Source organism: Mucilaginibacter sp. PAMB04274 (genome assembly GCF_039634385.2).
Lineage (GTDB): Bacteria > Bacteroidota > Bacteroidia > Sphingobacteriales > Sphingobacteriaceae > Mucilaginibacter.
This window is the reverse complement of sequence record NZ_CP155081.2, coordinates 1,115,952-1,129,610: the sequence shown is the minus strand read 5'-3', so window position 1 is coordinate 1,129,610 and position 13,659 is coordinate 1,115,952. Positions and strand designations below refer to the sequence as shown.

Annotated in this window: 10 protein-coding genes and 1 tRNA gene; 6 read left to right on the top strand and 5 right to left on the bottom strand. The window is 42.5% G+C overall.

Going from position 1 to position 13,659, the window contains the following annotated elements:
* Positions 1 to 86: 86 nt before the first annotated feature.
* The 5 genes from ABDD95_RS04555 to ABDD95_RS04535 are packed head-to-tail and all read left to right on the top strand — an operon-like array spanning position 87 to position 7,931.
* Entirely contained in the window at positions 87 to 3,491 is a 3,405-nt protein-coding gene (locus ABDD95_RS04555) for a TonB-dependent receptor (protein WP_345950721.1), read from the top strand.
* A 10-nt stretch (positions 3,492 to 3,501) separates the two neighbouring features.
* Complete coding sequence (locus ABDD95_RS04550) at positions 3,502 to 4,896, top strand: RagB/SusD family nutrient uptake outer membrane protein (protein WP_345950720.1); 1,395 nt, start codon at positions 3,502 to 3,504, stop codon at positions 4,894 to 4,896.
* 48 nt (positions 4,897 to 4,944) lie between these two features.
* A complete protein-coding gene (locus ABDD95_RS04545) occupies positions 4,945 to 6,042 on the top strand; it encodes a cyanophycinase (RefSeq protein ID WP_345950719.1) in 1,098 nt (365 codons plus the stop codon).
* A gap of 9 nt (positions 6,043 to 6,051) precedes the next feature.
* The gene (locus ABDD95_RS04540; protein WP_345950718.1) at positions 6,052 to 7,077 is read left to right on the top strand and encodes an isoaspartyl peptidase/L-asparaginase; all 1,026 of its coding nucleotides are present in this window, start codon (positions 6,052 to 6,054) and stop codon (positions 7,075 to 7,077) included.
* The gene (locus ABDD95_RS04535) at positions 7,077 to 7,931 is read left to right on the top strand and encodes a cyanophycinase (RefSeq protein WP_345950717.1); all 855 of its coding nucleotides are present in this window, start codon (positions 7,077 to 7,079) and stop codon (positions 7,929 to 7,931) included. Before ABDD95_RS04540 ends, ABDD95_RS04535 begins: the two co-directional genes overlap by 1 nt.
* Before the next feature lie 420 nt (positions 7,932 to 8,351).
* Here the strand turns inward: ABDD95_RS04535 and ABDD95_RS04530 are convergent, their stop codons facing one another.
* The 4 genes from ABDD95_RS04530 to pyrE all read right to left on the bottom strand — a co-directional run bounded on the left by ABDD95_RS04530 (position 8,352) and on the right by pyrE (position 12,561).
* Positions 8,352 to 9,368, bottom strand: coding sequence for an MAC/perforin domain-containing protein (locus ABDD95_RS04530; RefSeq protein WP_345950716.1), 1,017 nt, complete (start codon positions 9,366 to 9,368; stop codon positions 8,352 to 8,354).
* 299 nt (positions 9,369 to 9,667) lie between these two features.
* Positions 9,668 to 9,740, bottom strand: a tRNA-Lys gene (locus tag ABDD95_RS04525).
* A 98-nt stretch (positions 9,741 to 9,838) separates the two neighbouring features.
* Positions 9,839 to 11,470: an ATP-binding cassette domain-containing protein gene (locus ABDD95_RS04520; protein WP_345950715.1), complete on the bottom strand. Its 1,632-nt coding sequence runs from the start codon at positions 11,468 to 11,470 to the stop codon at positions 9,839 to 9,841.
* A gap of 449 nt (positions 11,471 to 11,919) precedes the next feature.
* Positions 11,920 to 12,561: an orotate phosphoribosyltransferase gene (pyrE, locus tag ABDD95_RS04515; protein ID WP_345950714.1), complete on the bottom strand. Its 642-nt coding sequence runs from the start codon at positions 12,559 to 12,561 to the stop codon at positions 11,920 to 11,922.
* On the opposite strand from pyrE, the gene ABDD95_RS04510 reads away from it, so the two are divergent.
* Complete coding sequence (locus tag ABDD95_RS04510; RefSeq protein WP_345950713.1) at positions 12,560 to 13,201, top strand: NUDIX domain-containing protein; 642 nt, start codon at positions 12,560 to 12,562, stop codon at positions 13,199 to 13,201. The genes pyrE and ABDD95_RS04510 overlap by 2 nt on opposite strands.
* Here the strand turns inward: ABDD95_RS04510 and coaD are convergent.
* A complete protein-coding gene (gene coaD, locus ABDD95_RS04505; RefSeq protein WP_345950712.1) occupies positions 13,140 to 13,631 on the bottom strand; it encodes a pantetheine-phosphate adenylyltransferase in 492 nt (163 codons plus the stop codon). The two genes, ABDD95_RS04510 and coaD, sit on opposite strands and share 62 nt — an antisense overlap.
* Positions 13,632 to 13,659 lie beyond the last annotated feature (28 nt).

Sequence of the window (13,659 nt, the reverse complement as noted above, 5' to 3'; positions counted from 1 at the left end):
GTTAACGCCCCATCTCAAAATCAATCACACAATAAAAATCTACCCTACTCCATTAATTATCAAACCCTCTAACCCCAACGGAATGTATGAAATTCTACCATGATCCATTTAAGCCCAAGGGCACAAACTCCACCACTATTACCTTAAACGCTAATCACCCAAAAATTTTCAGGATGATGAAAATTACAGCGCTGCTCATGACTTTATTTTGCCTGCAGATCAGTGCAAAAACGTTTTCTCAACGCGTTAGTTTAAACGAGCGTAATATGCCATTGGAACAGGTGTTGAAGGAAATTAAACGCCAAACAGGTATATACTTTTTATATGACGCCGATTTGCTTCAGCAAAGATCTAAGCCGGTAAGCATTAATGTAAAAAACACGGCTATTGAAGAAGTCATGAACATTGCTTTGAAATCGCAGCCGTTTAACTGGGAAATTTCTGAAAACACCATTCTTATTAAACCGGTTTCAGTTAAACCGCTTAACAAAGCGGAAACACAAAACATAGATGTACGCGGAAAGATAATTGATGAAAACGGACAACCGCTAATGGGTGTTACGGTAACTGCAAAAGGCACCTCTTTAGGTGCGGTTACTGATATAAATGGTAATTTTACCCTTCCAAACGTTAAGGAAGATGCCACACTGTTAATTTCTTACATAGGTTACACCTCCAAAGAAGTGAAAGCCACGGCACAGTTAGGGACGGTGAGCCTCTTGCCTTCTGTAGGCACCCTGAATGATGTGGTGGTAACCGGTTATACTAATTATTCACGTAACCAATCGGCCAATGCCGCAACGCTGGTAACGGCAGAAAAAATAAACCAGGTACCAGGTCTAACGCTCGATCAGATTTTGCAGGGACGTGTACCCGGCATGAGTGTAATTTCGTCATCAGGCCAGCCAGGTCAGAGTGCGTCTGTGGTTATTAGGGGTATTGGAAGTGTAAACGGCTCCTCAACTCCCCTATACGTGTTAGATGGTATTCCTATAGAAGGAACGTATTTCCAAACAATCAATCCTGAGGATATCGAATCGGCAACGGTGCTTAAAGATGCCTCAGCCAAAGCATTGTACGGTTCGAGGGGATCTAATGGTGTAATTGTATTAACCACAAAAAAAGGCAAACTGGGTAAAGTTGCTGTTCAGTACAATTCACAATATGGTATCTCGAAACTAAGCCGCCCTAACTTTATTATGATGAATACGGCAGAACGCCTGCAATTTGAAGAAGAAATTGGCGCTGCTTACAACCGCACCTTAGGCCCGGGCTGGACTTATTCGCCCAAGAATCCGGCCTATGCGGCGGGTACGCCTGCCTTCAGATCACGGGCCGATGCCATATTGGACAGTTTAAGAGGAATTAATACCGATTGGAGAGACGAATTTTTCCAAACCGGTAAATTTCAGGAACAACAGGTGAGCATTAGCGGGGGGAACGAAGGTTTGAGGTTTTATAACTCCTTAAATTATTACAAGCAGGAAGGCGTGGCCAAACGTACAGGACTCGATCGCTATGCTTTAAGAAGTAACCTGGACTTTAAATCAGGTAAGTTTTCGGGTAGTACCAACGTTTCTATAGGCTACTCCAACTCAAGCTTTACAGAGGGCGAAGGCGGTACAGGTGTAGGCACCTCAATGGCGTCGGTATACTATGCCCTGCCTTATGAGTACCCTTATGCCCCCGATGGAACACTGATTCATCAGGGTAATAAAAGTCAATACAATATCCTAGATCTGCGTGAGGGTAGCCAGGGTTTAGAGCGCTTGCTTAACTCGTCTAATAAAACCGATCAGTTAAAGAGTATCATAGGCATGTCGTTTGCCTACCAGATTTTACCTGAGCTTAAGGTTACCACCAGGGCTGGTATAGATTACCGTAACTCTACCGATCAGCTTTATATCAATCCCGATTCGTACTATGGATCGCGTAGCGTTGCTAACACACTGGGCGGCAAAGGCCGCTTTGATGAAGCAACCCGACGTAATTTTAATATCATATCCACTTCAGGTTTAACCTATTCAAAGGTATTTAATGATGTACATAACCTCGAAGTATCTGGCTTTTATGAGTACATCTATAATAATTACAACAGTTTTGGTTTCACCGGCTTTGGTATAGATGGGCGCTTGCCCGAAACTCCCGCTGGTATAACTAATGGCAGTGCAACATTTTTACCGAGTGTAAGCGGAAGCAAAACCAAAAGTGCTTTAGCCTCATTTATGGGAATTGCCCGTTACACTTACAATGATAAATATACCCTTACCGGAAGCTACCGCTATGACGGATCTACCAAGGTTGCCCCTGTTAATAAATGGCATGGGTTTTATTCTGTAGGTGGTAATTGGGTGGCAAAAAAGGAAGATTTTCTGAAAGATGTTGATTTAGTTAATGACCTGCGCTTTCGTGCAAGCTACGGCACTACGGCGAGCCCTTTAAATTCCGATTTTGGATACCTGGCTTCGTTCAGTGCCAATACCTCCTATGGCGGGGTGGCAGGTACACGCCCAACATCGCCAGGAAATGCCGACTATGATTGGGAGTATGTAAATGAATTAAACGTAGGCTTTGATTTGCATTTGTTTAAATCTGACCGGGTACGTATTTCGGCCGATTATTACAATCGCATCACCTCCAACATGTTCTTCGATCAGCCACTGTCGGCCACCTCGGGCTTTAATACATTGCCTTTGAGCTCTGGTAAAATGCGTAATCGTGGGGTTGAATTTGACGTAAGCGGCGATATCGTTAAAAACCGCAGCATCACCTGGACAATTGGAGCTAATGCCGGTTACAATAAAAATACCATATTAGAACTTACACCACTTGCCGATATGCTGCTGGACGGCGACACCCGCATATTTAAAGTTGGCCTGCCTTACGGAACTTATTATGCACCAGACTGGGCCGGCGTTGACCCGCAAACCGGTAATGCACAATATTACAACCTCGATGGTAGTGTTACCACAACCTATAACGCAGCCGCGCAAAACGCAACAAACTCAGGTAGCTTATATCCTGCCTTTACAGGTGGCTTTAATACTAATGTTACCTGGAAAAACTTTACTTTGAGCGCCTTGTTCTCTTTTGTATCGGGTGTAAAACGCTGGAACAATGAAGATTTTTACAACGAAAATCAACGTTATGCAACCAGTAACCAATCTATCCGAATGCTCAATGATATCTGGAAAAAGCCTGGAGACATGGCAACATTGCAACGCTTTGATGTTCCGCGTAACTTTACTTCTAAAGACATCCAGGACGCTTCCTTTTTACGATTCAGAAACTTAAATATTGGCTACAATATCCCTCAGGCTCTTCTACAAAAAACCAAGGTTTTTAAATCGGTAAGAGTTTTTATACAAGGCGAAAACTTGTATACATGGACAAAATGGAGAGGTTTAGACCCTGAGAACAATAGCGTTTATGGCAGATTTCAATATCCTAATACACGCACTTTTACAGCCGGTTTAAATGTTAATTTTTAATACTACAACGATGATAAAGAAACTATATAAAACATATACGCTTATATTACCAATCCTGATACTATCGGCTTCATGCACCAAATTGGATTTGCAACCCACCGATATTATCGATCCTACTAAAGCCTATCGCAATATCAATGATATTAATATGGGCATATTAGGTGTTTATGCACTATTGGATTATACGCAAATAAGCTTAAACGCAACCGTAACCGACGAGGCTACTTACCCAACAGAAAACAATGTTGGCAACAGTGATGCGTATCGCTGGCTGTATAATCCTAGCAGTGGCTCGGTAACATCTCTTTATATTACTTATTACCAGGCCATTGATCGTGCCAACCGCACTATTGAAGGTTTAGAAGCCTTAACTTTTACCGGTGCCGACGCAGCAACAGCAAACCGCTATAAAGGCGAATTGCTGGCTTTGCGTGCTTATCTGCACTTTGAATTACTTAGAGCTTATGCAGCATCTTACCAGGCTGGCGCATTAGGCGTGCCTTACATGAAGGTTTCAGACATCGGCTATCCTGCACGTGATAATTTTGAGGTGGTTGTTAATAATGCGAAAGCAGATTTGGCCGAAGCTAAAACACTAATGCCTTCGACCTCTACCGATAAAAGCCGTATCAGCAATCGCACAATCGTTGCTGCCATTCAGGCCCGGGTAGCCCTTTACGAAAAAAACTGGACTGACGCCGTCACCTATTCATCTGAGGTTATTACAGCCATACCACTGGCCACCAAGGCTCAATTCACGGGCATATGGACCGATGCTAACGATAATGAAGTGGTTTGGAAGTTGAAAAGGGTTGGAACAAACGATTCACGCGTGGGCGACTTTTTCTTTCGCCAAACAGGCGGTATTGTGCTTTACGCACCTGCTTTAAAGCTCATCAACACTTTTGACCAGGTGAACGATTTGCGTTACCCTGCCTACATTAAGTTTGATGCCACCCGTACGGGTACTAAATCACAATATCTGGTTAATAAGTACATTGGTGGTACATCAACGGCGCCCGGTTTAACCGATATTAAATTGTTCCGTACAGGCGAAATGTATCTCATCAGGGCCGAAGCCCGGGCCGAAAGCACCGGTGACGCAGCTGCAGACCTGAATGCTTTGCGCGCAGCCCGTATAAATGGTTATACCAATTCAACCTTTGCCGATAAACAAGCTTTGATTGATGCAATTTATACCGAGCGTTATAAGGAGCTGGCGTTTGAAGGGCATCGTTTTTACGATCTTCGCCGCCGTAACCTGCCGGTACAACGCCTTGCGGCCGATGCTACGAACGCTTCGGGAGCAGTTACTTTGCTGCCAACTCAGGCCCAGTATGCCTTTCCCATTCCAGCACAGGAAGTACTAATCAATAAGAATACCATTCAAAATTCAAAATATTAATGAGCCTTACCCGGATGTATTGAGCATCCGGGTATTATTTATCCGTTTATGAAACAGCTTACTTTATTTTTATCGTTAGGCACTTGGTTTTGTTTGGTTGCCTGCAGTAAATCGGGAACTGCTGAAGCAGCCCCTGCTAATGGCAAAGGCACAACCGGCCCGGGCGTAATACTTAAACGTCGCCCCGCATCTTTAGGGATTGTTGGCGACAGCGCTAATGTTGATAAAACAGTTACAGGCGGAATGGTTTTAATGGGCGGCGGCAAAGATGTTGATGCCGCATTTAGATGGATGATTGAACGCAGTGGTGGTGGCGATGTTGTTATAATTCGTGCTACAGGTACAGATGCCTACAACCCTTACATCAATAGCTTAGGTACAGTAAATTCTGTTGAAACGCTTAAAATTGACAGTAAGGACCTGGCCAATAATGATACCGTTGCTCATATTATCCAAAACGCTGAAATGCTATTTATTGCAGGCGGAGACCAATCGGATTATATGAACTACTGGAAGGGAACTAAAACCGAAAAGGCGATAAATTATTTGCTGACCGAAAAAAGGGCACCTGTTGGCGGAACCAGCGCAGGCTGTGCAATTTTGGGCGGCCTATATTACAGCGGCGAAAACGGTAGCGTAACTTCGGCCGAAGCTTTGCAAAACCCTTACACGAATACCATAAACGTATATAACAATGATTTTTTAAAGGCACCTTACCTGCAACAGGTAATCACCGACCAGCACTATCTGACCCGCCAACGTGAAGGGCGGTCGCTGGTATTTGCCGGCCGTATTTTAAAGGATTGGAATATTGCGGCTAAAGTAATTGCATCTGACGAACGAACGGCTGTATGTATTGATAAAGATGGAAAAGCAAAAGTTTATGGAGATTATAATGAAACTCGTCCCTATAGCTACGCCTATTTTATTATAACCGACCAAGCTAAACTGCCTGAACAAATAACTGCCGGCAAGCCGCTGAACTGGAACCGGGGCGGCAAAGCCGTTGCTGTTTATGAAATTGCAGCTTCGGTTAACGGAGGTGGAAGTTTCAACGTAAGCAATTTTAATTTGGCAGAGGCAACAGGCGGTAAGTGGTACTGGTGGTGGGCAGATAACGGTATTTTGAACAAAAAAGAACAATAACTTTCACAGATGAAAAAATTAAGATATCTGGCTTTAGGCCTGCTTATGGCAATGAGTGCAAGTGTTAATGCACAGCAAAAAAAATATGTATTAATTATACATGGCGGCGCAGGCACTATCCTCAAAAAAAACATGACCCCTGAAAAGGAAGCTGCCTATAAGGCCGCTTTAACCCTAGCTCTTGAAACAGGTTACAAAACACTGAAGCAGGGCAAAAGCAGTTTAGACGCTGTTGAAGCTACCATACATGTATTGGAAGATTCGCCCTTGTTTAATGCTGGTAAAGGAGCCGTATTTACGCACGACGGGCGCAATGAACTGGATGCCGCTATAATGAACGGCAAAACACTCGAAGCCGGCGCTATTGCTGGCGTAACCACCATTCGTAACCCTATTAGCGGCGCACGGGCGGTGATGGAAAAATCTGAACATGTGATGATGGTAGGAGACGGCGCCGATAAGTTTGCGAAAGAAGTGGGCCTCACCATTGTTGACCCTAAGTACTACTGGACCAAAGAACGCTGGGATGGTTTACAACAGGCCATCAAAGAAGATTCGACCAAAGCGGTGTTAGATCATGGCAGTAAAAAATCAATGCTGCTGGGTACTAAAAATCATGACTATAAATTTGGTACGGTAGGTTGTGTTGCGCTTGACAACGCCGGCAATCTGGCTGCCGGTACCTCAACCGGTGGCATGACCAATAAGAAGTACGGCCGAGTTGGCGATGCGCCTATTATAGGTGCCGGTACTTATTGTAACAATGAAACAGCCGGTATTTCCTGCACTGGCTGGGGCGAATTTTACATCCGTAATGTGGTGGCTAAAACCATTTCCGATTTAATGGAATACAAAGGTTTAGGTGTGGCCGAAGCATCTAAAATTGTGTTGAACAAAGTTGGCAAAATGGGTGGCGACGGCGGCCTTATTGCTTTAGATAAAAAAGGAAACATTGCAATGCCATTCAATACCGAAGGTATGTACCGGGGTACTGTAACAGCAGATGGTAAAGTTGAAGTTCAGATCTATAAATAATGAAACGCTTATCTACCTGCCTGTTTCTTTTATTACTGTTTACAGCAAGCTTGCGCCTGAACGCTCAAACACGGGTTATACCTAAAGGCTCGTTATTTATTATTGGCGGAGGAACCCGCTCTGATGCGTTGATCAGGCAATTGGTATCGACCGCTAAGTTAGGAGCAAAAGATTATATTATCATACTGCCCATGGCCAGCGAAATTCCTGACACCGGCTTTAAATATATTAGTCAGCAACTCCGGGTTCAAACCAGCTTGCCTATCCGCAACTTTAATTTCAGCAAGCATGATTCGAAAGATCCGAAATGGGTCGACTCAGTTGCCAAAGCTAAATTGATCTATATTTTAGGCGGCAACCAAAACCGCTTTATGAAAGCCGTTTTAAATACCCCGGTTTATGACGCTATTCACAAGGCCTATCAAAGCGGCTCAACAATAGCCGGTACCAGTGCCGGTGCTGCAGTAATGAGTAAATATATGATTACCGGAGTACAGCTTAAAGACAGCAAATACAAAGAGACGTTTGATAAACTTTGGGATCAAAATATAGAATTTAGTGAAGGCTTGGGCTTGCTGGAACATACCATTATAGACCAGCACTTTTTAAAACGTAACCGCTACAATCGAATCATATCGGCCCTGGCTAGTAAACCTGGTTATATGGGTGTAGGGATTGACGAAAGTACAGCCATTATCGTACACGGCAGTAAAGCAACCGTAGCCGGCGACAGCCAGGTATTGAGGTTTGTGAACTCCGAAAATAGCGCAACAACAGCAGGCGGCTTACTTAAATTTAAAAACATTAATTTAAGTATCTACACCAGCGGAGATATTTTTGAGATCAAACCTTAATTATAACAAGCCATAAACTTTATCTTATCACATAGCCGAGCCGTTAACTCTTAGGGTTAACGGCTTTTTTACGATGTGCTTATCCATAAAAATCGCTAAGCACTGTTAGAGAATCATACCCTTATTGCGTGACTCTTAACGCCACGAAAACGCAAATTTTGGCGGTTTACGATATCGAACAGCTACATTGAATGAAGTAGTCCTCAACTTTTTATGGCAAAAAAAGGCAAATCAAAATAAATCTTGATGCCTTCTATGGTTACACAGAGCAGTCTTTTCTAGAACTGTTTTGTAAGTTTTCGAAACGATCGACTTAAGGGGCGAATAGGTGACAAGAAGTGTCTTAGTACTTAATCTTTCTACCGGGCGTAACCAAAAGTTTCAAAAATCTCCTAAACTTTAAATTGTTGGCGGGGGCGTTTACATTTTAACCTGGTTTTGCTGAATGTATGACGTGATGTAATTTTTCACTTCAGCCTTTTTAGCAGGATTAGCAATCATATCTTGTAACGGAGTTAAGGCTACAACGTCTATAAACAAAGCTTTCTCTTCAGTGCAGGTTGCAATCCAATCGTAATACCAGATAAGTGTTCCTTTATTAGTTACCTTTTGGGTAATTTTTGATGGATCGCCACCTATGGCTTCGTAAACCAACTTGGGTTCAGAAATGGCATTTATGTCGTTTGGTTTAAGTGGATCTGCATAGCCAGTACTAATGCCAAAAACCTTATTTAATGCGTAGGTAAAGCCAACTTTCGATGAATGCAGCTTGTTGTTAGCAGATGAGTTTGCCTGAAAATAAACATTGAACTTTTCTCCTAAAGCAACACCGGATAAGATGTGAGTACCATATTTTTTTACCAAGTTTTCGGAGGTTAAGTTTTGAACGTCGTGTTTAAATTCAGATGTTAGATAGTTTTGGGGTTCAGCCCTATCCCAGTTGTTAGTAATAGTTTTCCACGTCATTGCGTGTACAAATTGCGCATAAACGTTTTTATTCAAAATAGCGTCCTGACCCGGAAAAGCAGAAGTAATTGTACCTTTGAAAAAATTCACATCCGTACTTCGACTTGATGTCATTTTACTTAAATAATCTTCAGCATTTTCTGCATAAAGTGGTGTGGAGGCTTGGGAAGTAGTGCGGCTGGTATTGATGTTTCGGGGGAAAGCTGCGGCATAAGCTTCGATATTAATAACCTGTGCCTTAACTGAGCTGGTATCGGCGTATTTACCCACTACATTATATCCATATCCTAAAAAGTTGAAGTTGCCTGTTCCTTGCCGAACTGGTGCTAAAGACACAGGCTTAGGCCCGGTAACGGCAAAATTCATTTCTTTAATAGTTTCTGGAACAGGTGTTTCAATGAAAGAATCACCGGATTTTTTGCAAGACATAAATAGCCCTAACGTGGCCAGTAAGAGTATTATTTTACTCATGGTTTAAGTGTAATAAGACACTAAATTACAAAAATTTATATTGATAAATTAACTTGTGGTTGTTTGATGTAACTTATGATTATATGATAGTTATAAATTTAATTATAACGACACTTTATTCATTAGTAATTTCTGCCTTTACTTCTTTCTTGGTATAGAGAACCTCACAATCAGAAGTGACAAAGTAACTCATATTATTGACACTAAAGCGCGTTTTTCATAGAGAGGGGAAGGCAGTTCTTTTAACTGACTCCAAAGAAAAAAGCCTTTCAGATGATCTAAAAGGCTTTTTAAGGTAGTGACCCGGGAGAGGCTCGAACTCTCGACCCACTGATTAAGAGTCAGTTGCTCTACCAACTGAGCTACCGAGTCGGTCAGTTTATTGGGGATGCAAATAAACTGAATTATTACGTTAGTTCATAACGTGCGTGTAAATAGTATATAAGTATTATTTAAGCTATCTCAAATGCTTATGCCATCGCATACATCTCTTCGCGCTGCTTTTGTACGGCTGTGCTATTAATGTAATCGTCGTAACTCATCATTTTATCAATGAGGCCGCCTGGAGTTAACTCTATAATGCGGGTTGCTACCGTTTGCGTTAACTCATGGTCGCGCGAGGTAAACAAAATCGTTCCTTTAAAATCTTTCATACCGTTGTTCAAGGCCGTTATCGATTCCAGATCCAGGTGATTGGTTGGCTCATCAAACAGCAGCACGTTGGGTTGTTGCAGCATCATGCGGCTAAACATACAACGCATTTTTTCGCCTCCCGACAGTACCGAACTTTTCTTCAAAACCTCTTCGCCCGAGAACAACATACGACCAAGAAAGCTACGGATAAACTGTTCATCCTTATCGCCAGGCGCATACTGGCGCAGCCAGTCTACCAGGTTTAAATCATTGCCGTCTTTAAAATAGCTGGCGTTATCCATCGGTATGTCGGCCGGGTTAATGGTTACTCCCCATTTAAAACTGCCGGTATAATCGGTATCACGACCGCTTAAAATATCGTAGAAAGCTGATGTAGCTAAACTATTTTGTGATAAAACCGCAATTTTATCACCCTTGCCTACCATCAGGTTGATGTTATTAAAGAAAACGTCGCCACCCTGTGTTTTGCCCAGATTTTCAATTTGCAAAATCTGGTCACCCGCCTCGCGGCTTTGCTGATTGAACATGATAGCCGGGTACTTACGGTTAGAAGGCTTAATCTCATCCAGGTTAATCTTATCTAAAGCCTTTTTACGACTGGTTGCCTGTTTTGATTTGGATGCATTAGCGCTGAACCGGCTAATGAATTCCTGTAGCTCTTTTACCTTATCTTCCAGTTTCTTATTCTGATCGGCACGTTGCTTTAGCGCTAACTGGCTCGATTGATACCAGAACGTATAGTTACCGGTATAAATGGTCATCTTGCTAAAGTCAATATCCACTACGTGGGTACATACCGTATCTAAAAAGTGCCTGTCGTGCGATACCACCAGTACTATGGCCTCATAACCTGCTAAAAAGTCTTCAAGCCAGCCAATAGTGTGTATATCCAAATCGTTGGTAGGCTCATCCAGTAACAAAATGTCGGGTTTACCAAATAACGCCTGAGCAAGTAACACACGTACTTTCTGCGTACCGTCTAACTCTTTTAGAAGCTTGTAATGTAAATCCTCTTTAATGCCCAGGTTGCTTAACAAAGTGGCGGCATTGCTTTCGGCGTTCCAGCCATCCATTTCGGCAAACAGGTTTTCCAGTTCGCCGGCACGCTCGCCGTCAGCATCTGTAAAATCTTCTTTCAGGTAAATGGCATCTTTTTCTTTCATGGTAGCATACAGCTCCTTGTGCCCTATCAGTACGGTTTCAATTACTGGGTACTCATCAAACTCGTAGTGATTCTGCTTTAAAACAGCCATACGTTCGCCTGGTGTAAAACTCACCGAGCCAGTACTTGGATCAATATCGCCCGACAGGATTTTTAAGAAGGTAGATTTACCGGCACCATTAGCGCCTATAATGCCATAGCAGTTACCTTGGGTAAACTTAAGATTTACGTCTTCGAACAAGGTGCGCTTACCATAGCGCAAGGATAAATTAGAAACTGTTATCATGCCGTTCCTTTAAAAGAATTTTGTACAAAAATACGGTAAAAATGCTACAATTGCTGCCTTTTGGGGTGCCAATTCAACAACTATAACATCATATTTACGCTAAAATGATAGCAACAGAACTTTAGCTAAGTTTGATTTTCATAATGGCGCAAAAGTTTTATTATTAACTTTTGCAGTGATGTGTCGATATTGCTATTAATAATTGAAAAGTGCTTTTAAAACGCTTAAACACGAACTATTGGTTCAGCATTTGCGTTTAACATATATAAAAAGACACAAATTATGTTAGCAGTTATCGTTGGATTGGTGGTTGTAAATGTGATAGTTGCATATTACAACTCAGAGAGTAAAAAAGTTATATAGTACATCTACATGCTTGCAGTGCATACACTGCAAGGCTTCTTTTATAAAAACATTCAAGCAAGCTGGTTAGTAACCGGCTTGCTTTTTTATTTTCCCCACTCGGCAGGGTTATTACGCCATTGCTTTAACAGGTCCATACTGGCGCTGTTAATGTATTGCTTCTCTTCCGCAAACTTTAGCATAGCGTTATAGTTAGAAAGTGTTACGTAACGGCATTTTGCTTTTTTAAAGTTCTCTTCGGCAACATCAAAGCCGTAACTAAAAATGGCGGCAAGGCCAGCCACTTCATAACCAGCTTCGCGCAAGGCATCAACAGCCTGCAGGCTGCTTTTCCCGGTCGATATCAGGTCTTCAACCACGGCTACGCGTTTGCCGGGCATAATTTCGCCTTCAATGAGGTTACCGGTTCCGTGGTCTTTAGGTTTTGCGCGTACGTAAACAAAAGGCAAGCCCAGCTCCTGCGCTACTAAAGCCCCTTGCGGAATACCAGCCGTGGCCACACCAGCAATACAAGCCACTGAGCCAAATTCTTCCTGAATAACAAGACTTAATTGCTGCCTGATGTAAGTACGAATAGACGGGTATGAGAGCGTTACGCGATTATCACAGTAAATTGGAGATTTCCAGCCCGAAGCCCATGTAAAAGGATTGTCGGGTTGTAATTTAATTGCTTTAATTTGCAACAGAAATTCAGCCACTTGCTGTTCAATCTCATTTTTATTAAACATGGCACAAAAATACAGAATTTATATCAACCAGAAGGTTATTTTGGTAACAGAATCTGCCCCTGCACAGGCCGAGAACTATGAACAGCTTGACCAGCAATCGTTTGATTTGAAAATTTTATACAACCAGCTCACCACCAACAACGCCGGGTTGTATTACTATGTGCTGTGCGATAATGCAAAAGCTTTTTTAAAGCAGGTAATGAAAAGCGTAACCTTGATAGAAGCCGCCGGTGGACTGGTTAAAAATGACAAAGGAAATTATCTTTTTATATACCGTAACGGCAAGTGGGACATACCAAAAGGCAAGCTGGAAAAAGGTGAAAAGCCTAAAGAAGGCGCTATACGCGAAGTTGAGGAAGAGTGCGGCATTACCATTGACAACTGCGGCAAAAAGATAGTGAACACCTACCATGTTTATACCAGCCGGGGCGAAGTGGTACTCAAAAAAACCTACTGGTATAAAATGAAATACAAAGGTAAGGCTAAGCTAAAACCTCAGATTGAAGAAGGGATTACCGATGTAAAGTGGCTGAGCAAAAAAGAGATTAACATGGTAACAAACAACACCTTTCCGTCTATTATGGATGTGCTGGCGAAGCGTGATTTGCTTGCAGATATTCCAGCGCCTCTTTCGGAATAAACTGGCTTACATCGCCATTGTGCCGCAGTACTTCGCGCACAATGGTTGAGCTGATGGATGAGTAGCCGGGTTTGCTCACAATAAAGATGCTTTCAATATCGGGGGCCAGGGCATGATTCATTTGTGCTATAGCCTTTTCATATTCAAAGTCTGATACGGTACGTATGCCGCGTATCATATAATTGGCATCAATACTTTTACAAAAATCTACCGTAAGGCCTTCATAAGCTATGATGTGAATTTTAGGCTCCATGGCAAATACGGCACGCAGCATTTGCTGGCGCTGCTCAATAGTTAAAAGGCTTTGTTTCGAACTGTTAACCCCTATGCCTATATACAGCTTGTCGAACAAGCTTAGCGAGCGTTTTACGATATCAACGTGGGCTTTGGTAATAGGGTCAAAAGAACCCGGAAACAGTGCAATTTTCATACAATGCGAATGCGTGTAAGCAAAGGTA

Bases quoted from the DNA above. Each gene is read 5' to 3' on its own strand.
- ABDD95_RS04555 (WP_345950721.1), top strand. From the start codon at position 87: ATGAAATTCTACCATGATCCATTTAAGCCCAAGGGCACAAACTCCACC.
- ABDD95_RS04550 (WP_345950720.1), top strand. From the start codon at position 3,502: ATGATAAAGAAACTATATAAAACATATACGCTTATATTACCAATCCTG.
- ABDD95_RS04545 (WP_345950719.1), top strand. From the start codon at position 4,945: ATGAAACAGCTTACTTTATTTTTATCGTTAGGCACTTGGTTTTGTTTG.
- ABDD95_RS04540 (WP_345950718.1), top strand. From the start codon at position 6,052: ATGAAAAAATTAAGATATCTGGCTTTAGGCCTGCTTATGGCAATGAGT.
- ABDD95_RS04535 (WP_345950717.1), top strand. From the start codon at position 7,077: ATGAAACGCTTATCTACCTGCCTGTTTCTTTTATTACTGTTTACAGCA.
- ABDD95_RS04530 (WP_345950716.1), bottom strand. From the start codon at position 9,368: ATGAGTAAAATAATACTCTTACTGGCCACGTTAGGGCTATTTATGTCT.
- ABDD95_RS04520 (WP_345950715.1), bottom strand. From the start codon at position 11,470: ATGATAACAGTTTCTAATTTATCCTTGCGCTATGGTAAGCGCACCTTG.
- ABDD95_RS04510 (WP_345950713.1), top strand. From the start codon at position 12,560: ATGGCACAAAAATACAGAATTTATATCAACCAGAAGGTTATTTTGGTA.
- pyrE (WP_345950714.1), bottom strand. From the start codon at position 12,561: ATGTTTAATAAAAATGAGATTGAACAGCAAGTGGCTGAATTTCTGTTG.
- coaD (WP_345950712.1), bottom strand. From the start codon at position 13,631: ATGAAAATTGCACTGTTTCCGGGTTCTTTTGACCCTATTACCAAAGCC.